Below are 25,320 nucleotides of genomic sequence, written 5' to 3'. Positions count from 1 at the left end.
ACCTCAGTGAACCGCAGTCGACGACGGAACGCACCGAGTCACAGTCCGGCATCCAATACGATGCGACAAGGGGGACGATCCCCTCAGAAGAGGTAGAACAGCGGGAAGATGAACACCCAGACGATGTCGACGAAGTGCCAGTAGAGCCCGAAGTACTCGATCGGGCGTTCGTCTTCCATGTAGTGTCCCTGATACGCCCTGACGAATAGGAAGATTGCGATCAGGAGACCACCGACGACGTGGATCCCGTGGAGCCCGGTCGTCACGTAGTAGATCGACGCTTGGATCGGGTCACCGTGGGAGTTCTGTGCGATAGTGACGCCCACCTCGAATATCTCGTGGTGCCACTCCCACAGCTTGATCGCGAGGAACGTGAACCCGAGTACGATGGTCGCCCCGAGCGACGCGAGCAGCCCCTGCCGGCTCTTCCGGTGGGCGGCCACGAGCGCGAGGATGACGGTGAACGACGACGTGATGAGCACGAACGTGTTGATGAGCCCCGGCAGCGACTCGGTCAGCGGCGACCACGTGCGCCAGCCGGCGTTGTAACGGACGAAGATGGCCGCGGACAGGAACGCGCCGAAGACGATCACGTCAGAGGCGAGGAAGAACCACATGCCCAGCTTGACCTTCTCGACGCCGTTGAACGGCCAGCGTTCCGCGAACTCGGTCGGCGGCGCGTAGAAGTCTTCGAGCCCCCACTTCACGCCGCTTCCGACGAGGCCCAGCAGTCCCACGACGGTGAAGATCGGGTAGACCGGGTTCGATATCGTCACGGTCGTCGACGCGAGCGACTCGCCGAGTTCGAAGACGACGTTGTCGTGGAACCCGGAGAGTCCGAGGAACAGCACGCCGAGCGCGAGCGAGAGCGCGAGCGGCCAGATGCTCGCGTGGCTCGGGTGTTTGTCCCAGTACGGGTACTCCGTGATGTGCGCCGAGTGGCTGTCGCCGCCGTCCGTGGCAACGTCGCCGTTGTCGTCGGTCTTCACCGCGGGACCACCGTCCGGCACGTAGTCTTTGACGAACTCCAGCTTCCCGGACGCGTACGAAGGCCGGTTCGACCAGTTTTCGAGCGGCGGCGGCGACGGCACGGCCCACTCCGCAGTCCGCGAGTAGTCCCACGGGTTCGCGCCGGCGTCGGGTCCGGAGACGTACGATTTCGCGAAGTTGTAGAACATGATAAAGAAGGAGAACCCGAGCATGAACGCCCCGATCGTCCCGATCTGGTGGTAGATCTGGAATGCGGGGTTGTACTCGAAGACGCGCCGCGGGGTCTCCCACCCGAGGAACATCGAGAAGTACACCGCGTTAAACCCGATGAAGAAGATCACAAAGTGGATCTTCCCGAGCAGCTCGTCGTACATCTTCCCGGTCATCTTCGGGAACCAATAGTACGCCGCGCCGAACAGCGCCGTCGCGCCGCCGAACATCACGTAGTGGAAGTGTGCGACCACCCAGTAGGTGCCGCGGAACTCGTAGTCGAGCACGATAGCGCCGAGGAAGACGCCGGTGATGCCGCCGAGGATGAACAGAAGCAGCGCACCGAACGCGAAGAGGAACGGCGTCGTGAACTGTATCCGCCCCTTAATCAGCGTGTAGATAAGCGAGAAGACGACTAGGTCGAACGGGAGCGATATGCCGATAGTCGTCGCCATCATCAGCGTCTTGATCTCGAGGTTGATCGTCGTCAGGAACATGTGGTGCATCCACACGAGGAACGACTGAACCGAGATCAGGCAGATGGCGATGATGACCCACTTCCGGCCGACGAGCCGACGCCCGGAGAACGTCTGGAACAGCTCCAACATCGCACCGAGCGCCGGGAAGAACACGATGTAAACCTCTGGGTGACCGAAGAACCAGAACAGGTGGCCCCACAGGAGCGAGCCCCCCTCCGTCGCGGAGAAGTAGACACTCCCGAGCACGCGGTCAGAGGCTAGGATGAGGCCAACGGCGAGAAGCGCCGCGAACGCGAACAGCATCATCCACACCGTCGCGAGCATCGACCATGTGAACATCGGCATGTCCATGATACCCATACCTTCGGCGCGGGAGTGATGGATGGACGTGAGGAAGTTCACCGTCGACGCAGTGACACCGATGACGAACATCGCGAGCGCGAGCACCGCCCCCGTCGACCCGATGCTTGGTGTGTACATCGGGACGTTGAGCGGTGCGTACATCGTCCACCCCGCGTTCAGCGTGCCGCCCTGGAAGAAGCTGATTCCGAGGAGGATACCCGAGAACAGGTACATCCAGTACGAGAGCGCGTTCAGGCGCGGGAACGCGAGGTCGTCAGCGCCGATCTGCAGGGGCACAAAGTAGTTCGCGAACCCGAAACCGAACGGCGAGAGGAACCAGAACACCATTATCAACCCGTGAGCGGTGACGGCCTCGTTGTACGCGAGCCCGGAGAGGATCTGATTCGCCGGGTCCCACAGCTGCACGCGGATGAGCAGCGCGAGGACCCCACCGAAAAGCAGGAAGAACAGCGCGGTGATCGTGTATAAGATACCGATGTCCTTGTGATTCGTCGTGACGAGCCAGCGTTTCACCGAGGTCGTCGGCGGTAGCTCACTCATGCGGGAACACCCCCAGCAGCCGTGCCGTCGATACTGGCTGCGTTCTCGCTGTCAGACGCGGTCTCCTCTCCGGTCCCGGCGTACCATTCTTCCCATTCATCTTGTGGAATCACGGTTATCTGTCCCTTCATCGCTGAGTGCCCCGAACCACAGAGTTCGAAACACTCGACCGTATATGTCGCTTCGCCGCCCTGTGCTTCGACCTCCTCAGAACTCACGGAGAACCAGTTGCTGTTGGTCTCTCCGGGGATAGCGTCCGATTTTATCCGCAACTCTGAGGAGCCGAAGTTGTGCCACACGTCTCTCGACGTCACCTCGATGTCTATCCGCTGGTCGGCCGGAACGATCATCTCACCGGTCTCCGTGTGCCCGTTCGGATACTCGTACTGCCAACCGAACTGATATCCTTCGACGAGAATCTCGATGTCGCCTTCCGCACCCGTGTCGGGACCCTCTTCGACGTAGAGGAGGATCCCGTACGCGTACACGACGAGGCTGATGACGACGATGGCACTCAGCCCGAACGAGAGGAAGAGTTTCTTCGCTTTTGGACCGCCCTGTCCCGTCGGGAGCTCGCCGACGACCGGCGCGTCGAAGTCGTCTTTCGGCTCTCCGCCGTCGTCGCGATATTTGTACACGTTCCACAGCGTGTACGAGACGACGATCGTACCGATAAGGGTACCCAGCGCGAGGAAGACGAAGAAGATCTCGTCGAAGACCTCCGCCTGTGCGCGCCAGCCGGTTCCCTGTTGCAGTATCACTGTATCTATCATGTTCGTCTGTCTGCTCTTGTACCCTCCTTGGCGATGGCACACTTAGCTCTTGTGTAGCAAGTTGGTGGCTGGACGCTCGCCGGCCTGAAACCGAACGTGTCGAAGGCTATTTGTACGCGCGAACGGACGAGACAACAACGAACTCACCATGGTCTCACTCACCCTTTTGAGCACGGCACTGATGGGGCTGCTCGTCGTCGCCACGTTCCTCGCCGTGGCACGGATCGGCGCGCAACGAACGGCCCCCGGCGCGGGCGAACAGGACCGGTACGCCGCGGTCACGGAGGCGCTGAAAGAGGTCGCCGGAACGCCGGTCGTCTGGGCGGTCGGATTCCTCGCGATAGCCGTGGGCGTGGGCGCGGTCACTCTGCTCGCCGTCGGCAGCTTCGGCGTCCCCGAGGCGCTCGCCGGGACGCTCCTCTCGCTCGTCTATGCCGCCGTCGGACTACTGCTGGCCGGATTCGTCTTCCTCGGCGCGTACTTCACGGCACGCGGACGCGGGCTCGGAAACGCACACGGCGTCGCGGCCGGGTCGTTCGCGACCGGCTTGGTGTTCCTCGTCGTCATCGTCGTGCAGCTTCTCGTCGGTATCATCGGCTGATGCCGGACCACCGTTTTATCGGAATTCCACAGCGGTCGAAGCCGTCGTAGCAATCCGACAACGACACATCGAACTGGGGCTCTCTTCTGCGGTCGATATCACGCGACGGCCACGCCGTTTCGCGCGAGGTAGTCGCTGGCCGCCTTGATCTCGACTGGGCTTCCGATGATGCGGGAACGCTCGTCCGACTCGACGACCGTCACGGTGAATCGCTCGCGGAGTCGGTCACGGCGACCATCGAGTGCGTGACGCGGGAGGACGATCTGCGTGCTGTCACGGAGGCTCGACGGGTCGGGCATTCGGCGTGCAGAGCGATCCACCGGAGCGAATATGATCGTGTCGAAAAATCTACACGACGACGGTCATCGATGGACGCGGTCAATGTAGACCCCCGCCGCCCGGCGGGCAGAAAGAACACCTTTAACGAGCCGAGCGGCCGACTGTTCGCCAATGGGACTGGAGGAAGAGATCGAGGACCTCCGCGAGGAGATCGCCGATACGCCCTACAACAAGTCCACCGAGGCACACATCGGGCGGCTGAAGGCGAAGCTCGCGGAAAAAAAGGAGAAACTGGAGAACCAGTCCTCCGCCGGCGGCGGTCACGGGTACGCCGTCGAGAAGCACGGCGACGCCACGGTCGCGCTCGTCGGCTTCCCGAGTGTGGGCAAGTCGACGCTCATCAACGCCCTCACTAACGCCGACAGCGAGGTCGGTTCCTACGAGTTCACGACGCTCGACGTCAATCCGGGAATGTTGATGTACCGCGGCGCGAACATTCAGATCCTCGACGTCCCCGGACTGATCGAGGGGGCAGCGGGCGGACGCGGGGGTGGCAAGGAAGTGCTCTCCGTCGTCCGGACCGCGGATCTGGTCGTGTACGTCCTCTCTGTCTTCGAGATCGAACAGTACGACCGGCTGAGTGAGGAGCTGTACAACACCAACATCCGGCTCGACACGGAGCCGCCGAACATCAATATCCGGAAGACGCACAAAGACGGCATCGGGGTGACGATGAGCGACGACGTGAGCCTCGACGAGAACACCGTCAAGCAGGTGCTCCGCGAGTACGGCTACGTCAACGCCAAGGTGACGATCCCCCACGATCTCACGATCGACGAACTCGTCGACGCCGTGATGGACAACCGCGAGTACCTCCCGTCGATGGTCACGGTGAACAAAGCCGACCTCATCGATAAGGAGTACCTTCCGACGGTCAAATCCGAGCTTCGCGAGCGCGACCTCGACCCCGACGACGTCATCTTCATCTCTGCCGAGGAGGAGCTCGGGCTCGACGGGCTCAAAGAGCGGCTCTGGGAGGAGCTCGGGCTCATCCGGATCTACATGGATAAGCCGGGTCGCGGCGTCGACTACGAGGAGCCGCTCGTCCTCTTCGAGGGCGACACCGTCGGCGACGCCTGTGAGAAGATCGGCGGCGAGTTCGACGAGCGATTCAAGTTCGCCCGCGTCTCTGGCCCAAGCGCGAAACACGACGACCAGCAGGTCGGGAAAGGGCACGAGCTCGCAGACGAGGACGTCCTCAGGATCGTCGCGCGGAAGTGACCTTGCCTCACGGCAACAGGAGGTAGACGAAGAGGAGATACCCGCCGGTGAGGATACCTCCGTCTATCCGAGAGACGCTCTCGTGACGGTACATCAACCCGACGACCAGCGCGGTGAACGCGAGGAGCGCGGGGAACTCGAACCCGCGGACGCCGGGACTCACGCTGATCGGGGTGACGAGCGCGACGATGCCGATGACCGCGAGGATGTTGTAGATGTTGGATCCGACGACGTTGCCGACGCTGAACTCGGCCTCACCGCGAATGGCGGCGACGACGCTCGCGGCCAGTTCCGGCAGCGAGGTGCCGAGCGCGAGCACTGTGAGTCCGATGAACAGGTCGGAGAATCCGGCAGCCGCAAGAAGCGACTGCCCACCGTCGATGAGCCAGCGAGAGCCGAGGACCAGCGCGACGAGCCCGCCCCCGACCGCGGCGACATCTCGCAGCTTCGCGTCGGGCATCCCCTGTCGCTCCGCGTCCGTGATCGTCGACTGCGTCTGGCGGATCCGTCGCATGATAACGACGGTGAACCCGACGAGTGTGGCGAGGAGGACGATGCCGTCGATCGCCCCGATGCGTCCGTCCCAGCCGAGCCCGACGAGCAGCAGCGCGGCGAGCACCATAAAGGGGACGTGTCGCCGTAGCACAGTCTCTGAGATGTCGAGCGGCCGGATCATAGCGGAGACGCCGAGCACGAGACCGACGTTCGCGACGTTCGATCCCACGATCGCGCCCAAGCCGGTGTCCGTCGACACCGTGATCGCGCCAAGAAGCGAGACGAACAGCTCGGGCGTGGTGGTCGCGAACGCGACGACGGTGACGCCGACGGTCGACGCCTTCAGCCCGACCGCGAGCGCGAGGTCGCTCGCTCCCTGCACGAGAAGTTCGGCACCGAGGTACAGGAGCGCGGCACCGCCGGCGAGCAACAGGAGTTCGGTTAGTGGCGGGCCGAGAGGCACGGCTCCCGGTTCTCGACGACGTTCAAAAAGCGTCGCGGTTCCGGGCTCCGGCGTGGCGCCGTGGCGGGCCCGATCTCACCGCGGTCGTCCCGGAACCGACCCGGTCTCAGACTTGCGTCGCGCGGAACTGCCCGTGTTTCACGCCGATAGCGAACGCGACAGCCCCGAAGACGAGCATCGAGGGGACGACCATCATCAGGGTCGTCTGAAGCGGCATCATGCCGGCTCCGATCAGACCGCCGGCTCCGATCGCGACGGTCAGTAGCAGCAGCGCGGCTGCGCGTGGCAGGTCGAAATTCATACGCGTGGTAGGGCGTGCGTGACCCTAAGGGTTCGGCTGGTGAGCGACCGGACGACGCGATCACGCCTCGAGTATCTCGTCGGAGCTGTCCGCATCGCCCGCAGGCAGCCTGAGCTCGACCTCTGCGGCGATCGTCGCAGCTCCACCGACGCGGACCTCGTCGCCGTCGACGCGGGCTCTGACGTGTCCCGGCCGGTCGAGGAAATGGCCTTGTTCGAAGCGCAGTTCCTCGGGGAAATCGCCGTCGAAGGCCTCCACGGCGCGGAGGTAGCCGGCGACGGCTCCGCTCGCGGTTCCGGTTACGGAGTCTTCCTCGATTCCGAGCGCCGGTGCGAACGCCCGACCGTGGACGGTCGATTCGGCCTCCAGCGTGTCGAACGTGAAGGCGTACACACCGGCGACGTCGAACTCGTCCGATATCCGCTTGATTGCGGATGAGTCTGGATCGGCTTCACCGAGGCGTTGCAGGAAATTCACGGGCACGACGAGCCACGGAAGCCCGGTCGACGCGACGGCGACCGGGAGGTCTGCACCGATGTCGGCGAGCGCCGCCGGGTCGACGCCGAGCGCGCCTCCGAGTCGCTCCGCGTCGAGCGTCTCTGTGCCCACCACATCGACGGTCGGGGGCTTCTGGCGCATCCAGACGGTCCCGTCGTCACCGATCCGGACCGCGAGGTCGCCGACGTTCGTCCGGAGCGTTCGCTCTCCCGCGTCGACTGCCCCGTCCGCGTACAGCGCCCCGTAGCTCGCGATGGTGGCGTGGCCACACAGGTCCACCTCCGTCGCGGGAGTGAAATACCGGACCTGTTCGTCGGCCGTGTCGGATCCGTCGCTCTCGCCGCTCTCGTCGCCGTTTCGTTCGTTATCATCGCTCCTTCGGTCGCCGGAGCCGACGAGGAATGCGGTCTCTGACGCACCGAGTTCTGCGGCGATCTGTGCCATCCGGCCGTCGCTCAGCCCCGACGCGTCGGGGACGACTCCGGCGACGTTCCCGGTCAGCGGTTCGTCCGTGAATGCGTCGACGAGCAGCGCGCGTCGCGTCTCCATGCGTGCACCTCTGCGGCCGGACCCAAAAGACTCCCGAGGGGCGACCTGCCGTCGTTCTCAAGGAGCGACCTGCCGTCGTTTCGTCACGTTCTCGTATCGGCGGTCGATGTGAACCCTTTTGGCCTCAACGGCAGATGGATCGGTATGGGTCTCTTTGACCGGCTGCGAGGGAACGACACTCCGCGAGTGGCGTTCCTCGGGATCGACGGCCTCCCGCACGGTCTCGTCGTCGACAACCCGGACACGTTCTCGACGCTGTCGACGATCGCCGACGAGGGCGACGGGGGACAGATCGACAGCACCGTCCCGCCAGATTCGAGCGCGTGTTGGCCGGTGCTCGCGAGCGGGGTCAACCCCGGAGAGACTGGCGTGTACGGGTTTCAGGACCGTGAGATCGGATCCTACGACACGTACGTGCCGATGGGTCGCGACGTGCAGGCGACCCGCGTGTGGGACCGCGCCACAGAGGCCGGGCTCGACGCGACGGTCATGAACGCTCCGGTCACCTTCCCGCCACAGCGAACGGTCCAGCGGATGGTCTCCGGCTATCTCTCGCCGGACATCGACTCGGCCGCTCACCCCGACGAGCTTCGCAAACACCTCGCCGAGAGCGACTATCGACTCTCGGTCAACGCGAAACTCGGGCACAGATCCGATAAGACCGACTTCATCAAGCACGCCCGGGAAACGCTCGACGCTCGTTACGATGCCTTCTCACACTATCTCGCCGAGGACGATTGGGACCTGTTTTTCGGCGTGTTCACCGCACCGGATCGGGTGAACCACTTTTTGTGGAACGATTACACCGACGGCGGAACGTACCGTGACGACTTCCTCTCGTTTTATTCCGCCCTCGACGACCACATCGGAGCGATTCGCGGCCGTCTTCCGGACGATGTCGTTCTCGTCGTCGGGTCCACGCACGGATTCACGCGACTCCGACACGACGTGTACTGCAACGAGTGGCTCGAACGAGAGGGCTGGCTCTCGTATGACGACAACGAGCACGACACGCTCTCCGACATCGACGACGACACCCGGGCGTACTCGCTCGTTCCCGGCCGGTTTTACCTCAATTTGGAGGGCCGCGAGCCAACTGGATCCGTTCCCGCCTCCGAGTACGAAGCGGTCCGCGCCGAACTCCAAGAAGACCTCAGAACGTGGGAGGGTCCGAACGGGAACCCCGTCGCAAAACGCGTCGTCGAGCGTGAGACGGTGTTCCGCGGCGACCACGACGAGATCGCACCGGACCTCGTCGTCATCCCGAACGAGGGATTCGATCTCAAGTCCGGCTTCCGCCCGCACGACCGCGTGTTCGACCCCGACGGCCCACGGACGGGAATGCACACCTTCGAAGACGCCGGGCTGTTCGTCGATCATCCGGACGCGAAGGTCGAGGACGCGGATTTACTCGATGTCGCACCGACCCTCCTCCGGCTCCTCGACGTCGACTACGGGCGGACCGACCTCGACGGCGCGAGCCTCGTATAGCCATACTGGCCGCGGACGCTGCACGTCCGTTCGAACGCATACCGATCTCCACCGACCGCGAGGGTTGAAGTATTCCGCGGGCGGTTACGACGACATGGAACACACGCCGGACGGAACGCCCGTCGGCGTCGACGATCCGTACGCAGTCGCCGGGGTCTGTGATCACCTCACCGACGACGGTCGCTGTCGCTTCGCGTTAGATCGGACCGGCGACGATCCCGAGTTCGCTGCGGACAGGCGTGCAGACGAGTACGCGTGCCACGTCGGCTCAGACCGGACGTGGAAGAGCTGTCCGCACTACCGGTCGACGACCGACGGGCGCGAGTGTCGGCGGTGCGGTTTGTCCGAGGTCCGATTGGCACACGACGACGCTCGCCCGCTCGTCGAGGAACACCACCTGTCGTACGGGGGCACGGACGCCGAACACGGGCACTCTGGGGGCGAATCGACGGACGACAGCGGGGGGACTAACGACCCCGACGCCGGCCCTCACGAGATCACGGTCGCCCTCTGTCGCTGGTGTCACACGAAAGTCCATCGCTCGTTCGCACGGATCGACGACGACGCGAGTCCGGATCCCGAGGCGATCGCGGAGCGGGAGGGGCGACGGCGCAAGACTCGGTCGGAGTCACCCTTCGAGACAGCGAGCGAGCGCCGCGATCGAACCGTGCGACGGGATGAGTCGGACGGGTGACCAGCGTCTCGGAGAATGAGGCCTGAACCGGCGGAAAAAGACGCCTAGCGACGTCGCTACGCGTCTGGCTTCGGACGGATCAGGTTCGCAAACGAGACGAGGAGTCCGAGGAACCACCCCAGCGGGATCGAGATTCCGACCCACATCAGAACGTATCCCAGCCCGGGGATGCCCCACTGCGCGCCGAACGTCTCCAGGTCGAACGCGCCGCGGAGCGTCTCGTTGATCCCGCCTATCGCGAGGAACGTATCGAGGATCCACCGTGCCAGCTCGTAGCTCGGATCGAGCACGATGTCCGAAATCGACGGCGTAAGCAGCCCGGCAACGACCGGCGGAAGGAAGATCGCGGTCATCGCGAACGGATACGCGAGGAGGACGCTCACGTATCGCCCGCCGACTTTCGAGAACCCGGCTGCGAGGCCGGCCGAGACGATCGCAACGATGCTGGCACCCCCGATCCCGAGCATCACGTCGGTCGGAAGCTGGAGGTGCGCGATGAGCGTGAGCGAGCCCCAGACGACCGTCGCAACGAGGACCGCGCCAGCGACGCCGAACCGCGCGACCGCTGAGTCGAGCTTCGCAGCGTAGTATCGCGTGGCGAATCCGACGAGGAGGAGCGGATACGCGATCGCCACGAGCGGTGCGCCGATCACGGCCCAGAGGTTGTACCCGATGGTCTGTACGGTCGTCTCCGGCTTCCATTTCCCCAACACCGTGCTCGGGTCCAGTTGCCTCGGGAAGACGACCTCCATCCACGTCTCGTGGAGCCGGATTACATCAAGGAGGAGCGCTTCCACCAGCCCCGTTTGTCCTCGGCGTTCCATTTGCACCACCTCGCGCGCCAGACAACGTGAACTTTGTGCCTTCGGCCGCTTCGAGAGTCCTGATACCACACCACCGCTCGCACCAATCGAGTCGGTTGTTTTTGATGAGCGAAACGTTATCATTCGCAACTGATATATAAATTATCAAACCGAGTTCAACCATCCGCGACGTGAGACTTCGGTTACGTGATTGACCCGTGACGCCACACTTCCGGCACTACGGTCGCTTAGCTGCAGGTCCAGTCGCACTACACGAACAATATGGACCTGACAAATTTACCACGGTATGCGCCGATCTTCCTAGCTGGCACCTTGACTATCGTTGTGGTTATTGGGTTGGTTGGTATTATTACAACACCCGCATCCGGATTTCTGTGGAGCGTAGATGGAGTTGATGACATCACAATCTCATCAAACGAAGAACAAACCATTAGCGGAATTAATATTTACAGTACGTCACACGATGTTAAGATCGACGTTGGTGAATTAGCTCAACGGGGTGCTATACTCTCTCAAGATCCTTCTTCGTATAAGTTAATTAATGGAGAACCGACAAAGGCTGAGGAAGTATTTATAAAAAGCCCAAATAGTTCAGATGCTACAATAATTATCAAAAGTTCTGCAATCACTAGCCTAGATAAATTTGACGTGGTTATAACTGATATTGATAGCACACCTATCTCAAAATATCGGGCTGATACCACCAAGATCGATGGTGCGATCAGATATGTAGTCGAGCAGGATGGACAAAAAGAAGATATTACATTCAAAACTCATTCTTCCGCTGAGATCACAACCGGCCCTCAATTATATGACCGAAATAATAGGTCAGTTACCATAGAAAATGTGCGATTAATTAATAACACATCTGACTACATTCTGGTATGGAATTTGTCTTCTAAAGGGAATTTGGATACACTGCTTGGACAGGTTCAGGGTGGAAAAACGGAGATTACAATAAATGATAGTTTAATTGAGGGGACAACAGAAATCGCAATCACTGCTCACCCAGATAATCTTGGACCTGATAAGCAGACGATATATGCGATGTCAACCGCTACAATAACAGCGCCAATCCCGCTTAAGATCACGCAAGAGCCAATATATTACCAGACTACTCCTAGCGAAGGCTCCCGACCTCAGAATACTCTATTATTTGAGTTTAATACAAACCTAAGCGGCAATAACGGAACTGTGACGGTAGGGTATTTTGATCATCCACACTCAGTAATCCAAATCTCAGAAAGTCTTAACAAATATGAAATATACGAAAACAAATTAAAAATATTTTTAGATACAACAGAATCATCTGGTTTTGAGCAGCCACACATTAGCGATGTTTCTATAGAGAATATCACGTCAAATACTGGTGGTCAGTTCACTTCCAAAAGAAACTATGTCCCAATCAGAATCAGCCAACTAGTTGATTCCCCCGAAAATACATCTGTCCCAGAGAATACAAATTTTGGATTTTATTCGGAAACAAATAATATAGATGATATTGAGCTTGCTCGTGGTGATCTGCCTGTTTTTCCGGCATACGCCTCACAAAACATCTCAGTGTTCAATAGTTCTCAGACCAATGAGGGAAATTATATAATTAATAGTGGTTCAACTTTTGACAAGAAAGAAATCAAATTGATGAATACTTCATTTGATCCTGAAATGTCAAGTACTGTGACAACTGAAGAGCAAGTAATAAAATTCAATTCTGATGCATTAGATAGCCATATTACATTAACGTATTCTGAAATTAATTCATCACTCACTCATAAAAGAGAATTTGACATAAACAACATGACGCAGCTTGAACAAGTAATCTCACCACCTGCTCCTGGCGCATATGAATTAAATATAACCAACGTTGACTCGAATCAAACCAGATATCGAAGACTGGATGTGATTGAACATCGTGATTTAGGTGTTAATGTGTCGGATGAGAAAAACAAAATTGAGGTCGGATCAAATTTTTTGCTTGAATTGTCTGGGACATATGGCGAATCAATTTTAGAAGTAGAGAGGGATTTTCAAACCGTCGCAACTGTCGAACTTTCGACTCCAAGTAACGGCACAACGCCAATCCGATTCAACACGTACGCTGCGAGAAACGCGTCATTAACAGATGAGCTGGTCACAGCGGGGGCGGGAGCGACCGTCGAATCGGTGAACGTCTCGACGGGCGGCGGTGTCTTTTCACCGGGCACCTACGAGATCGCGGTGCGCTCCGAATACGGGGAGGTCACCACGACAGACGAGACGTCCGTAGCCCTTGAAAATCGATCGACCGAGAGCGTGACATCGTACACGACAGATCTCGACTCTTCAGAGTTCGATTCCGCCGCCGCAGTCCGAGGTGCGATCGCTGCCGGGGCGGTCACGTCATCGTCGACGATCCGGCCGACCGACACCGTCGTATACGCGGTGAACGCGTCGGGGCTCACCGGACTGCCCGCCGCGAGGAACGTCGCTCTCGCCACCGGTCGCGACCTCGATCGACTCGACGGCGTTCAGTTCGGGGTCACACCAGCTGAAGCAGTGCGTACGGCGGCCGAAACCGACGACGTCGGGAGCGTGCCCGACAACTCATCCGTGTACCTCGACGGCCAGGGACTGCTTGTCGTCGCTGGGAGTGACGAAGCACTGGCGACCGACGCCACGCCGGACGACGGCGAGTCGTTCACCGTCACGTTTCGCGTCACGGACGACGCCTTGCGAGACGCCACGTCCGATCCGGATGCCACTCACACGGTCTCGACGACAGTGACGTTCGAGACGGTAGACACCGTCCGCAGCCCGGACGAAGCGAACGGAAGCGACGCGCCCGATGGCGTCACCGGTGGGGGCGGTGGTCCCGCTGGTGGTGGCGGTGCCGCGGGGGGCAGTGGTGGCGGCGGGGGCGGAGGCAGCGTTGCCGGTGGCGGAGGTAGCGGTGGTGGCGGTGGTGGAAGCGTCCGGGGTACAACCGGATCGGGCGGCGGCAGTACCCGCTCGGGTGGAGTCAGTCATCCGTGGTCGTTAGATGGGACCATGCGGTGGCAGTTACCCTCTCAAAACGGAGATCGGTTCGGCACTCGTCCCGCGGCGGACGTCCGAGACGTATCAGAGACGCGGCCGCTACCGATGCCAGCCCTCACAGCGATGATTGAATCCGGCCGAACCGCGGCGAGCGACCCGAGCGTCGCCTCCGGAGTCGAGGGGGGTACTGCGACGCCAGGTGACATCGCTACGCCGAACCCCGAGAAGCCCGCGGATTCGGTGAGGCGCATCACGACTCCGACGTACGAGAACGCCCCGATTCGGGCGACAGCAGAGGACGTCGCAGGTTTCGGTCCACTCCTTGCGCTCGTGGCAATCATCTTGACCGGGTGGCTCGCTGCCCGTCGACGGGCGTTCGAACGGTGACTCTGTTCGGGTAGCCGACCCGGACAGCGGTATCCTTTTGCTGTGTCGGTGCCTCCCTTATACTATGAGCGTCACCATCACGCCGCCGCGCGAGCGCGAGTGCGAGCTGTGCGGTCGGACGGAGCGGTGGGACGACGATCGCGACGGCTGGCAGATTGCAGATGAACCCGGCGAGGTGTACTGTATCCACGAGTGGGACATCAACGGCTCGTTCACGCCGATCGAGGCGTCGGAATCGTCCTGATCGCGGTCGATCGACATCCGCCGCGAGTAACTCGGCGAGATTATGGGCTTGTGAGACGTGGCGATGCCGGTGGAATCGTTCTGTTCTCTCCGTTTGCCACGCAGATGTGGTTCCGGAACCGATAGCCGGAATTTCTTAGTGAAGTATTCGGAAGTGAGTGAGTACTACCGGCACAGTTCAGTTCTATTGACTGGTTTTCATCGAACGTCTTGTAATGCGTTGGGTACATACCCCTGATGGATTATTACATTATATTCCCTAATGTGTGTACAATGATAACCACCCCTATCAGGGTCATATCTTTAAACACCACCCTGTGAGTATGAGCCATGACTGAGCCACGTAGTAACACCCGGGGGGTATCTGGCGCGGACTCTTCGGGCCACGCTGGGGGACTTGCGGAGGTATCAGACGAGCGATCGAACTGCGGTATTGGCGGCATCGTTGACTTGGACGGCTCGCCGAGCCACGACACCGTCACCGACGCGGTCCAGTTGTTGGAGAACCTCGAACACCGTGGAACGACCGGTGCAGAAGAGAACACGGGAGACGGTGCGGGTATCATGGTCGCCCGCCCGGACGCGTTCTTCCGTGACGTCGTCGACGCTGACCTCCCCGACGAGTACGCGGTCGGGTCGGTGTTCATGCCGACGGAACCGAGCGTACAGGCGGAGATACACGACGTCATCGCGGAGGTGTTCTCCGTCTACGGTCTGGAAGTACTCGCGTGGCGCTCGGTTCCGACCGACAACGCGGACCTCGGTGAGACGGCGCTCGACTCTGAACCGGAAGTCGCACAGCTGTTCGCCGCGCCGGTCGAGGGAGCGGGGCTCGCGGAGCGGTTTACGGACGAATCGGACCGGGACGGCGACGTCGCCCCAGGGATACTCGGCTTCGACCGCGCGTTGTACGCCGCCCGTCGGGAGATAGAAAACGCCGTCGATGACGTCGACAGTGCCGGACGCTTCTACGTCTGTTCGCTCGACCGGCAGCGCGTCGTCTACAAGGGCCTGTTGAAGGGCTCTCAGCTCGCCGACTACTATCCCGATCTCACGGACGACCGATTCGCGAGCCACGTCGCGCTGGTCCACGCGCGGTTCTCAACGAACACGCTCGGCGCGTGGCACCTCGCGCACCCGTACCGCAACATCGTCCACAACGGCGAGTTCAACACCATCCGCGGGAACGTCAACTGGATGCGCGCCCGCGAGAACGACCTCGATCATCCGTCGTTCGGCGCGGAGCTCGACACGATCAAACCGGTGATCGACGATCCGAACCAGTCCGACACCGCGAGCGTCGACAACGCGGTCGAACTCCTCTTGCAGGCCGGCCGCGACCTACCGCACACCCTCCGGATGCTCATTCCGGAGGCGTTCCGCGACGACGACCTGATGGACGCCGCCCGCGCGGATTTCTACGACTACCACGCCTCGCTCGTCGAGCCGTGGGACGGTCCTGCTCTGGTCATCGGATTCGACGGCGACCGCGTCGCCGGCGTCCTCGATCGTAACGGGCTTCGACCTTGCCGGTACGAAGTCACTGACGACGAGCGGTTGATCGTCGGCAGCGAGGTCGGTGCGCTTCCGACCGACCCCGCCGAGGTGACGCGCCGTGGACGGCTCCAACCCGGCGAGATCTTCGTCGCCGACCCCGAAGAGGGTCGGATCGTCCCCGACGACGAGGTGTTCGACGAACTCACGGACGAGAAGTACGGCGAGTGGGTCGACGAGAAGCAGGTCGACCTCGACGAGGTGACGGCCTCCGTCGACGCAGACGGCGACGAATCAGGCGTGGCTCACGCTGACAGTAGCAACGACGACAGCGGCGAGGCGACCGTCCGCGCGCATCAGGCGGCGTTCGGATACACGACCGACTCGCTGAATCACTTGGTCGAGCCGATGGCGGAGAAGGGGAAAGACCCCGTCGGATCGATGGGTGACGACACACCGCTTTCGGTGCTCACAGACGTCGACAGGCCGCTTTTTACCTACTTCAAACAGCTGTTCGCGCAGGTGTCGAACCCGCCGATCGACTACATCCGTGAGGAACTCGTCACGTCGTTGGAGACCCGGATGGGCAACCAGCGAAACCTGCTCGACGAGACGCCCGAACACGCCCAACAGATCGTCTCCGACTCGCCGATACTCACCGACGGCGAGACGGCGGCGCTGAAGAACCTCTCCGGCGAGCCCGTGGAGAGCGACGGTCCCGCGTTCACCTCGGAGGTAGTCGACGCGACCTACGAACGCGGAGGATCGCTCGTCGACGCCGTGAGCCGGGTTCGCGAGGACGCCGCAGCGGCGATCCGCGCGGACGCAGATGTGGTCGTTCTCTCCGACCGCGCCGTCGGCACCGACCGACTCGCGGTGCCGAGCCTGCTTGCGACCGGCGCGGTACACCACCACCTCGTCCGGAACGGCCTCCGAAACCGGGCGGCCGTCGTCGTCGAGTCCGGCGAGCCGCACGAGGTTCACCACATCGCGACGCTCGTCGGCTACGGCGCGGACGCGATCGACCCGTACCTCGCGTACGAGTCCATCGCCGACGTCGTCGCCGGACCGGACGGTGCGGACGAAGAGGAGGCGCTAGCCGCCTACCGCGGCGCGTTGGAAGACGGCCTCCTGAAGACGATGGCGAAGATGGGCATCTCGACGATGGAATCGTATCAGGGAGCCCAGATATTCGAGGCGGTCGGGCTCGATTCGGCCTTCGTCGCCGAGTACTTCGAGGGGACCGAGATCCGCACCGAGGGCATCGGCATCGAACAGATCGAAGACGACCTTCGGACCCGTCACGCGATGGCGTTCGGTGCCGACCCGGAACTGGAGACTATCGGCGAGTACGAGCACCGCTCGTCGGGCGTGAAACACGGCTGGAACCCGCAGACAGTCGGAACGCTCCAGCAGGCGGTCCGCGGGGGCGACTACGAGCAGTACCGAGAGTTCGCAGAACTGGTGAACGACCAGTCCGAGAAGCTGCAGTCGCTCCGCGGGCTCCTCGAGTTTGAATCCGACCGCGATCCGGTGTCGGTCGAAGAAGTCGAGCCGGTCGAGTCAATCGTCGAGCGCTTCTCGACGGCCGCGATGAGTCTCGGGAGCATCTCGCCGGAGGCGCACGAGAACAACGCCATGGCGATGAACCGACTCGGCGCGAAGTCGAACACGGGCGAAGGCGGCGAGCCGCCGGAGCGGTTCGACACCGAAAAGGAGTGCAACGTCAAGCAGGTCGCTTCCGGTCGCTTCGGGGTCACCTCCGAGTACCTCGCGAACGCCGACGAACTGCAGATCAAGATGGCACAGGGGTCGAAGCCCGGCGAGGGCGGTCACCTCCCGGGCGAAAAAGTAAACGAGATGATCGCGCACGTCCGGTGTTCCACGCCGGGCGTCGGGCTCATCTCGCCGCCGCCGCAACACGACATCTACTCGATCGAGGACCTCAAGCAGCTCATCTTCGATCTGAAGGCCGCGAACCCCGAGGCCGACGTCAATGTGAAGCTCGTCTCCGAGGCCGGGATCGGCACCATCGCCGCCGGCGTCGCGAAGGCGAACGCCGACGTTGTCCACGTCTCGGGACACGACGGCGGGACCGGTGCCTCGCCGAAGACCTCGATCAAGAACGCGGGGCTGCCGTGGGAGCTCGGACTCGCCGAGGCGAACCAGATGCTCCGTGCGACCGGCCTCCGCGACCGCATCCGCGTGACGGCCGACGGCGGGCTCAAGACCGGCCGAGACGTCGCCGTCGCGGCCGCGCTCGGTGCCGAAGAATACGTGTTCGGCACGGCCTCGCTCGTCACCGCCGGCTGCGTGATGGCTCGACAGTGTCACGAGAACACCTGCCCGGTCGGCGTCGCGACGCAGCGCGAGGACCTCAGACAGCGGTTCCCCGGCCAGCCGGACCACGTCATCAACTACATGACGTTCATCGCGCAGGAGCTGCGGGAGATCATGGCCGAACTCGGCTACACCGAGGTGGAGGAGTTCATCGGTCGGCCGGACCTGCTCACCCAGCGCGAGACCGACCACGAGAAGGCGAAGCACCTCGACCTGTCCGCGGTCATCGCCGACCCCGCGGGCGACGCGCGCACGAAGACCAGCGAACAGACCGACGCCGAGATCGACGCCCTGCTCGATTGGGACCTCATCGACGAGGCCGCGCCGGCCATCGAGGACGGCGCGCCCGTCGCGCTCACCCGCGACGTCGAGAACGTCGACCGGGCGATCGGGGCGACCCTCTCGAACCGCGTCGTCTCCGCTCACGGCGGTGACGGGCTTCCGGACGACACGATTTCTTGCCGATTCGACGGCTACGCTGGGCAGAGCTTCGGCGCGTTCCTCGCGCCGGGCATCACGCTGGAGCTGACCGGTGCCGCGAACGACTACGTCGGCAAGGGGCTCTCCGGCGGTCGCCTCGTGATCAACACGCCCGAGAAGGCGGGGTACGACCCGACAGAGAACGTCGTCGCCGGGAACGTTTGTCTGTACGGGGCCACCTCCGGCGAGATGTACGTCAACGGGGTCGCCGGCGAGCGGTTCGGCGTCCGCAACTCGGGCGTCAAAGCCGTCGTCGAGGGCGTCGGCGACCACGGCTGCGAGTACATGACCGGAGGTGTCGTCGCCGTACTCGGCGACACCGGACGGAACTTCGCGGCCGGGATGTCCGGCGGCGTCGCGTACGTGTACGACCCCAACGACCGGTTCGCCGACCGCGTGAACAGGGATATGATATCCGTCTCGCGGACGCTCGATGAGTCGGACGAGGGGATGCTCCGACGGCTCGTGGAGAACCATCGCGCGTACACCGGCAGCGACCGCGCGGCCGAACTGCTCGACGACTGGAGCGCGACCCTCGACGACTTCGTCCGCGTATTCCCGGACGCCTACGCCGACGTCATCGCGGAGGGGAGAGGCGAGGACGTGCGCGAGGATCCGCCGGAGCCGGCGGAAGCCGCGCCCGGTTCGGCGGCCGACGCGACCGAGCAGGTGTCGAGCGACGACTGATCGGCTGGCCCGCGGAGCCTCGGTCGATGCGCCACCGAAGGCGGTTCGACGAGCGGATGGAGCTGTGCGTGACTTCGGTCGAACCCTCGCCGGTGTCTTCGCTCTCGCCGCGATTCTCGTTCCCTGTGGAACTGCCCGCGAGCAACGTCGGCAGGGCTCCCGCGCCAGTCGTGAGTACGCCGCGTCTCGATATGCGTTCGGAGGACATACTGTCTGGGCCGGCCTAGAAGAGCAATCCGTCCGGTTGTAGCCACACCTAACCGAGGGGTTCGCGGTGCAGGTACCCGTGACAGGCGGATTTAACCGCTTGCAACCCGATCTGGTAGTGTGGACGAACTCGTCGTACGAACGACCGTGTACGCCGACCCGGAGGACGTGTACGAGTTCTTGCTTGAGTTTCCCCGGTACGCCCGCTACACGGAGTATCTCCGCGACGTGCGGACCGCGTCGGGCGATGGCGGTCCCGGCACCCGCTACGCGCTGACGTTCGCGTGGTGGAAGCTCACGTACACGGCCCACTCGCAGGTCACGGGCGTCGAGCCGCCGGAGCGGATCGACTGGCAGATCACGAAAGACATCGACGCTGGTGGGTGCTGGCGGGTTACGCCGCACGACGACTCCTGTGAAGTCGCCCTCGAAGTCGAGTTCGATCCCGACTCCGCCAGCCCGGACGCGCTCGATCTCCCACGGCTCGTCTCGTTCGACTGGGTACTCACGAAGGCGATCCCGCTCATCCGCGGTGAAGCCGAGCGCGTCGTCGAGCGCGCCGTTCGGGATCTGGAGGGATCGACGCGCGACGTCGACCTCGACGTGTACGTAGATTCCGAGCGCATCTGATCCGACGCGTCTCACTTCACGATGGCCGCGACCTTCATCATCGAGTCGAAGGCCTTAATATATTCACCCGGAAACTGACGAGTGCGTACAAGGGCTCGTAGATCAGTGGTAGATCATCCCCCTGGCACGGGGAAGGCCCGGGGTTCAAATCCCCGCGAGTCCACTCACTTCGTTCGTTCCCTCGCGTGGTCCCGTTCGCTTCGCTCACGAGACCCCCGCGAGTCTATGATTTTGCGCCGCGAGCAGCGTCGTGAGCGGCGCGTATTCTCAGCGAACGCGATTTGATGGCCGGCTTTACCGACATTCTCAGTCGATGTCGGAGGTACCCTGCTGATACACGCGAATGCGGTGTGAACCAAGATTGATCTGCGACAGAGAGTGATCGATCAGCACAGGGTCACACGTATCGACCGGTCGGATCACCTCTCCCGTCGCTCTGTTACATCCTGCTGGAAGCCGACGAAGCGCTCGATCTCTCCGTCCTCCCCCGATATCGGTGTAATAGTGACGCGGTTCCAGAACATCTCGCCGTCTTTCCGGTAATTCCGCAGTTCGACGGTGACGGGTTCGGCGCTGGCGATCGCGTCTCGCATCGCTGCTCTCGTCTCCTCTTGCGTTTCCTTGCCTTGCAAAAACCGGCAGTTCCGTCCGAGGACTTCCTCGCGGGAGTATCCGGTCAGCTCGACAAACCAGTCATTTATGTACATAATTGGGTTGTCGTCCCTGCTGGGATCCGTAATCGTAATCCCGACGGGCGCTTTATCGATCGCCTGTTCTTTCAACGAGAGTTCCTCACGAACCTCTTCCGCCTCCGGATTATCGGAGATAGTGCAAATCATCGTGTCATCGCTCGTGTAGGTGAGGCGGTGGTCGACCTCGACCAAATCACCGTCCTTACGCACGTAGACGGTCCGTCCCTCCCACTTGTTTGCCCGCGCTTGGGGGAGCATCTCGTCGTGGACACGATCTATCTCCTCGTCTCGGTACAGAATCTCCCACTGTTCGCCGAGCAACTCTCCGCGATCATACCCGGTGATGTCGGCGTACGACTTGTTAACGTAGATAAACCGACCCTCTCGATCAAGGAGGCTGATACCGTCGAGCGCCGTCTCGATCGCGTGAAACCCCCGTGTCACCTGTCGCTCTGCTCGGTGTCGCGCCACGGCCTGTTCGATACGGTTGGCCAGCACCTCGTACTGCTCCCTCCCGCCGCCCTTTTGCAGGTATTCAGTGACTCCGTTAGAGATGGCTTCACTGGCTATCTCTTCGCTTCCTTTCCCGGTGAACAAAATGAATGGGAGATCTGCGAAATCGTCTCTGACCCGGTCGAGCACGTCCAGCCCGTCTAATATCGGCATCTCGTAGTCAGCAACTATGCAGTCCACGTCGGCTTCGTTCAGATAGTCAAGCCCGTCTCTCGGGTCGTTTTTTGACACGACGTCGAAGTAATCTCGCTCACGGTGAAGAAACACCGAGACCAAGTCAGCGAAATCGCGATCGTCATCGATGTGGAGGATCTGGACTTCTTTCCCAATAGTGGGGATAAAATCCGGCTCATCGATAGCCCCTTGAAATCCCCCAAGGGCGGTATCTGTCATCATAGTCCAAAACAGAAAGAGGACTTGATAAATCATGGGTTGTATCATGTTTAATATAAGATATATAACTATCACGCACAAACGCTTTTTCGAGTGCCCCATCGTCTCAGGGAGCGTCTGATCTCGGTGTGTCCGTGTCCGTATCGTGGGCTTTCCTGATCAGTTCGATCGCCGACCAACCGCCCTCGTCCTCCTCGATCAGGCTGATTTCGCGGCCCGTGCTCGTGGCTGGCAGTCGTAGTACCCGCAGAACCGGGTGTGCGTGTGGAAAATATCACTAGGCATATGCAGTCTTGCGTTCTCAACCCCGGATCGATAGATACTGGATCAGAAGATTACGGAGGTCGAGGCGGACGCCTCGCGCTTCAGCGCGGGAAAGATGGCAGCGATCGCCAGCAGTACCGCCGATCCACCGTCACCGATAGACGACGCGGACGCCAACGGCCTCGGTTTGGCTCTCGGTTCTCTGCGAGCGCCGTTAGTCGCCGAGCACGCCGCCTATCGCCCCGGCTAGCGCCGAGTCGACGGCGAGCAGGAGGGTCACGAAGAGTCCCACGACGAGGACGCCGGCACCGCCGAGCAGGCTCCCGAGCGGTCCGCCGACGAGTCCGACGAGGCCGCCGATCACGGCCAGTGTCAGCGTGACGACGATACCGCCAACGGAGCCCGCGAGCAGGCCGTGCCAGATCCCGGATCCCAGTCCGCCGCCGGCGACGTAGCCGGCCACGAAGCCGCCGATCAGTCCCGCTCCGACGTGACCGACGATCGGAGCGAACGTCGCGAGCAGTCCGGCAATTATCATCACGACGAACCCGTAGCCGACCGCGCGCCAGTTGGTCATACGGATACCTACGAGACGCGCACAAAAGCCTCTCACGGTCCAGCAGTCGCGCGTCGACGCCCCCGCCGCTCACTGTCGACGTCCCGACGACGATTTGTATCGGTCCGACTCGAAGCGGTCGGTATGCCCTCCGGACGGAGCGCCCCGCCGACGAGCGGGCGAACCGGCTCCGCCGAAACGTCGCGTGACGAGATATCCGGGGTCGACGGCGCGGCCATCGGCACGGTCGAGTGGGGTCCAGTCAGATACGATCGATCCCGTTCTGCGGCCCTCGGTGTCGCCGCCGTGATCGCCGCGGCGGTCGTCACAGCGCTCGCTGCGCTGGGTCTCGCCCTCGCGACAGGGCTCACGTCCGGCGGGTCCCCGATCGCACTCGGCGTTCTCTTGGTCGCAGCGACGGTGATTTCGCTGTTGCCGGTCGTGGCCGTCGCGCGCTCGGAGTGGGTGCCCGAGTCGGGGTCGCTGCGCGAGGCGATAGACTTCTCGTCGCTTCGTCCGCGGTGGGTTCTCGGAGGTTGTATCGCCACGGTCGGTCTGTTCGTGATCGTTCCGAGGGGCGTGGTCGGTGGGCTCTGGCCGCTCGCGTCGGTGCTTTTCGTGCTCCCCCACCTCGTGCGTTCCGGGGGGGACGACGGTGCGCGTCGATCCGAACGAGCCGACCATCGCGACGAGGGGGCCGCCGGGCTGCTTCTGGCTCTCCTGACCGCACCCCTCAGCCTCCTGTTTCTCGCACTCGCGGCGCGGCTGTGACTCAAGTACCGTCCCACCGTAGCAGCCGCATGGACAGACGCCGGCTCGAACGGGAACTGGCGGACGCGTTCGGTGGCACTCTGGAAGCGAGGCGTGCTGTCGCCCGCGCCGCGACCGATCTCGCCGACTCGGGACGGCCCTCCCGCGACCGCGGACACGCGCTCACTGTCCCCGAAGTGGTTGCGAACCTCGATGACGCGCCCGATGGGTCGTCGGTCGTCGATCGCTGGAACTGGTGGATCGGGGCGCTCGACGTCGCGTACGGCGGCTACGACTACTTCGCGGTCCGGGTCGTCGCGGACGGCGACCCCCGTCGATAGCCGGCGGCCACGGGTGTCCGTTGGGTGCCCATACCGCCGAGAGACGGCGCGACCACTTTCAGTTTCACTCCGCGGATGGCTCGCTTATACTGGTGGTGGGTCCCTCGTATCCAATATGAGCGCGAGCAGCGATGACCGACCGCGGTACGCGACCGCGACGCGTGTAGACGTCACCGACTGTCGAACCGATCGCATCGCGGACCGGATCAGAGCCAACCGCGTCCGTGGAAGCGAAGTCCACTTAGAGCGGCGCGGCGGCCGAGCGTTCCTCGTCACGACGCCGACGGCGTAGCGCGACGACGACACAGGTGTCGATTGCGGACGCTCCGGCGAACATCGGTCGTGACCAGTTGACGGTCCAGAGGAGGGCGGGTCAGTCGTCGGCCGCCATCGGCGCTTGCACCGCGCCACCGTCGGAGAGGAGACTGTCGAGCCCCACGCCGAGCGTCTCGTTCGTGCGAGCGACCGACTCCGCGCGGGACACGTCCGTCGCGAGCGTGCGGACCGCGTCGACGTTCTCGGGGACCACGTCGGCCTCCTGGTGGACGTTCTGGAACAGGTACAGGTCCCGACCCTCGACGCTCACGGACTCCTCCCAGACGCAGTTCTCCCAGAGGTCGCCCCGCGGTCGTCCCAGGTCTGAGGCGTAGTCTTTGAGTGTTCCCGCCCCGTCGATACCGGCCCTTTCGGGGATCTGAAACACCCGAGACTGCTCGGCGAGCAGGTCCCGGACGGCCGCGGCCGGCGGTTCCGACTCGAGCGTGACGTTGACGCTGTGGGTGTGCATCCCGGTCACGGGCGCTTTGAGCGCCGCGGTGTCGATGTCGATGTCGGGAAGGATCTCGTTGACGTCCGGACCGTGGTGTGAGGGAACCGTCGCCGGGTCCGGGATCACGTCGTTTATCGGCCCCCGGTCTGTCTCGCTCGGATCACCGCCGCGGCGGACGAGCGTGACGCGGGCCTTGTCGACGCCGAATTCCTCGTCGAGCGGAGCGAGGATCCGCGAGAGGCCGGTAGAGTTACACGAGACGACGCGAAGGGAGTCCGCGCCGACGACCTCGTCGCCGCTCGCGCGGGCGTTGAACGAGGCGTCGGCGATGTCCGCGTCCTCGCCGCCCTGATACACGGCGGGGACGTCGTGCGCCTCGTAGACCGGGCGATTCTGTTCGCCGATCCCGGAGGGAGCGCAGTCGACGATCACGTCGATGTCGTCGAGCAGGTCGCTGAGCGTCCCCGAGACGGTGAGCCCTGCGGTCTCGAACTCGCCGACGCGATCGTCGATCGCGGCGTACAAGTCGTATCCGCGTCGGATCGCCGCTTCCGCACCGTAGTTCGGACTGGTTTTCGTCACGCCCACGAGTTCCATGTCGGGTTGGGCCGCGATCGCGTCCGCGACCCGCTTGCCGATCGTGCCGTACCCGTTGACGCCCACGCGTGTCATATCTCCCATTCGAGCGGGGTCCCGCATAATGTTTTCGAGAACCGGGGATTGGAATT

Annotated in this window: 21 protein-coding genes and 1 tRNA gene; 12 read left to right on the top strand and 10 right to left on the bottom strand. The window is 62.5% G+C overall.

The window, feature by feature from the left end; translation table 11 throughout:
• Positions 1-83: 83 nt before the first annotated feature.
• Together EP28_RS03100 and coxB are read right to left on the bottom strand one after the other, a co-directional pair.
• The gene (locus tag EP28_RS03100; RefSeq protein WP_049982533.1) at positions 84-2,582 is read right to left on the bottom strand and encodes a cbb3-type cytochrome c oxidase subunit I; all 2,499 of its coding nucleotides are present in this window, start codon (positions 2,580-2,582) and stop codon (positions 84-86) included.
• Positions 2,579-3,355 (bottom strand): cytochrome c oxidase subunit II, encoded by a 777-nt coding sequence (gene coxB / locus EP28_RS03095; RefSeq protein WP_049982532.1) that lies wholly within the window; start codon positions 3,353-3,355, stop codon positions 2,579-2,581. Before coxB ends, EP28_RS03100 begins: the two co-directional genes overlap by 4 nt.
• A gap of 148 nt (positions 3,356-3,503) precedes the next feature.
• Here coxB and EP28_RS03090 point away from each other — a divergent pair, with 148 nt between their 5' ends.
• Entirely contained in the window at positions 3,504-3,956 is a 453-nt protein-coding gene (locus EP28_RS03090) for a hypothetical protein (RefSeq protein WP_080506035.1), read from the top strand.
• 98 nt (positions 3,957-4,054) lie between these two features.
• Here the strand turns inward: EP28_RS03090 and EP28_RS03085 are convergent, their stop codons facing one another.
• Positions 4,055-4,255, bottom strand: coding sequence for a VNG_1110C family protein (locus EP28_RS03085; RefSeq protein WP_049982530.1), 201 nt, complete (start codon positions 4,253-4,255; stop codon positions 4,055-4,057).
• A gap of 151 nt (positions 4,256-4,406) precedes the next feature.
• Here EP28_RS03085 and EP28_RS03080 point away from each other — a divergent pair, with 151 nt between their 5' ends.
• The gene (locus EP28_RS03080; protein WP_049982529.1) at positions 4,407-5,516 is read left to right on the top strand and encodes an OBG GTPase family GTP-binding protein; all 1,110 of its coding nucleotides are present in this window, start codon (positions 4,407-4,409) and stop codon (positions 5,514-5,516) included.
• Positions 5,517-5,523: 7 nt separating this feature from the next.
• Here the strand turns inward: EP28_RS03080 and EP28_RS03075 are convergent, their stop codons facing one another.
• From EP28_RS03075 to EP28_RS03065, 3 genes are all read right to left on the bottom strand, one after another.
• Positions 5,524-6,474, bottom strand: coding sequence for a calcium/sodium antiporter (locus EP28_RS03075; protein ID WP_049982528.1), 951 nt, complete (start codon positions 6,472-6,474; stop codon positions 5,524-5,526).
• A gap of 106 nt (positions 6,475-6,580) precedes the next feature.
• Entirely contained in the window at positions 6,581-6,775 is a 195-nt protein-coding gene (locus tag EP28_RS03070) for a DUF7333 family protein (RefSeq protein ID WP_049982527.1), read from the bottom strand.
• A gap of 60 nt (positions 6,776-6,835) precedes the next feature.
• Complete coding sequence (locus EP28_RS03065) at positions 6,836-7,822, bottom strand: PhzF family phenazine biosynthesis protein (protein ID WP_049982526.1); 987 nt, start codon at positions 7,820-7,822, stop codon at positions 6,836-6,838.
• A 144-nt stretch (positions 7,823-7,966) separates the two neighbouring features.
• Here EP28_RS03065 and EP28_RS03060 point away from each other — a divergent pair, with 144 nt between their 5' ends.
• Both EP28_RS03060 and EP28_RS03055 read left to right on the top strand, forming a co-directional pair.
• The gene (locus EP28_RS03060; protein ID WP_049982525.1) at positions 7,967-9,313 is read left to right on the top strand and encodes an alkaline phosphatase family protein; all 1,347 of its coding nucleotides are present in this window, start codon (positions 7,967-7,969) and stop codon (positions 9,311-9,313) included.
• 94 nt (positions 9,314-9,407) lie between these two features.
• Complete coding sequence (locus EP28_RS03055; protein WP_049982524.1) at positions 9,408-10,007, top strand: DUF7097 family protein; 600 nt, start codon at positions 9,408-9,410, stop codon at positions 10,005-10,007.
• Positions 10,008-10,063: 56 nt separating this feature from the next.
• Here the strand turns inward: EP28_RS03055 and EP28_RS03050 are convergent, their stop codons facing one another.
• Positions 10,064-10,804 (bottom strand): hypothetical protein, encoded by a 741-nt coding sequence (locus tag EP28_RS03050; RefSeq protein ID WP_049982523.1) that lies wholly within the window; start codon positions 10,802-10,804, stop codon positions 10,064-10,066.
• Positions 10,805-11,092: 288 nt separating this feature from the next.
• On the opposite strand from EP28_RS03050, the gene EP28_RS14045 reads away from it, so the two are divergent.
• From EP28_RS14045 to EP28_RS03025, 5 genes are all read left to right on the top strand, one after another.
• A complete protein-coding gene (locus tag EP28_RS14045) occupies positions 11,093-14,233 on the top strand; it encodes a hypothetical protein (protein ID WP_155118422.1) in 3,141 nt (1,046 codons plus the stop codon).
• 64 nt (positions 14,234-14,297) lie between these two features.
• Positions 14,298-14,477: an HEWD family protein gene (locus EP28_RS03040; RefSeq protein WP_049982521.1), complete on the top strand. Its 180-nt coding sequence runs from the start codon at positions 14,298-14,300 to the stop codon at positions 14,475-14,477.
• A gap of 329 nt (positions 14,478-14,806) precedes the next feature.
• Entirely contained in the window at positions 14,807-19,477 is a 4,671-nt protein-coding gene (gene gltB / locus EP28_RS03035) for a glutamate synthase large subunit (protein ID WP_049982520.1), read from the top strand.
• Between the two features lie 327 nt (positions 19,478-19,804).
• Complete coding sequence (locus EP28_RS03030) at positions 19,805-20,314, top strand: SRPBCC family protein (protein WP_049982519.1); 510 nt, start codon at positions 19,805-19,807, stop codon at positions 20,312-20,314.
• A 91-nt stretch (positions 20,315-20,405) separates the two neighbouring features.
• Positions 20,406-20,477: transfer RNA gene (locus EP28_RS03025), tRNA-Ala, on the top strand.
• A 256-nt stretch (positions 20,478-20,733) separates the two neighbouring features.
• On the opposite strand, the gene EP28_RS03020 is transcribed toward EP28_RS03025, so the two are convergent.
• The gene (locus EP28_RS03020; RefSeq protein ID WP_196219592.1) at positions 20,734-21,915 is read right to left on the bottom strand and encodes a PAS domain-containing protein; all 1,182 of its coding nucleotides are present in this window, start codon (positions 21,913-21,915) and stop codon (positions 20,734-20,736) included.
• A gap of 475 nt (positions 21,916-22,390) precedes the next feature.
• Positions 22,391-22,753: a DUF5518 domain-containing protein gene (locus EP28_RS03015; RefSeq protein WP_049982517.1), complete on the bottom strand. Its 363-nt coding sequence runs from the start codon at positions 22,751-22,753 to the stop codon at positions 22,391-22,393.
• 123 nt (positions 22,754-22,876) lie between these two features.
• Here EP28_RS03015 and EP28_RS03010 point away from each other — a divergent pair, with 123 nt between their 5' ends.
• The 3 genes from EP28_RS03010 to EP28_RS14325 all read left to right on the top strand — a co-directional run bounded on the left by EP28_RS03010 (position 22,877) and on the right by EP28_RS14325 (position 24,115).
• Positions 22,877-23,503 (top strand): hypothetical protein, encoded by a 627-nt coding sequence (locus EP28_RS03010; RefSeq protein WP_049982516.1) that lies wholly within the window; start codon positions 22,877-22,879, stop codon positions 23,501-23,503.
• Between the two features lie 29 nt (positions 23,504-23,532).
• Positions 23,533-23,823: a WNWW family protein gene (locus tag EP28_RS03005; protein WP_049982515.1), complete on the top strand. Its 291-nt coding sequence runs from the start codon at positions 23,533-23,535 to the stop codon at positions 23,821-23,823.
• A gap of 115 nt (positions 23,824-23,938) precedes the next feature.
• Complete coding sequence (locus EP28_RS14325; protein ID WP_196219591.1) at positions 23,939-24,115, top strand: hypothetical protein; 177 nt, start codon at positions 23,939-23,941, stop codon at positions 24,113-24,115.
• A gap of 81 nt (positions 24,116-24,196) precedes the next feature.
• Here EP28_RS14325 and EP28_RS03000 read toward each other — a convergent pair whose 3' ends face one another.
• On the bottom strand, positions 24,197-25,264 hold the full coding sequence (locus EP28_RS03000; RefSeq protein ID WP_049982514.1) for a type II glyceraldehyde-3-phosphate dehydrogenase: 1,068 nt from the start codon (positions 25,262-25,264) through the stop codon (positions 24,197-24,199).
• Positions 25,265-25,320 lie beyond the last annotated feature (56 nt).

It is taken from the genome of Halorubrum sp. BV1 (genome assembly GCF_000746205.1).
Lineage (GTDB): Archaea > Halobacteriota > Halobacteria > Halobacteriales > Haloferacaceae > Halorubrum.
The sequence above is the reverse complement of the archived record's forward strand: the minus strand, read 5'-3'. Positions and strand labels throughout refer to the sequence as shown.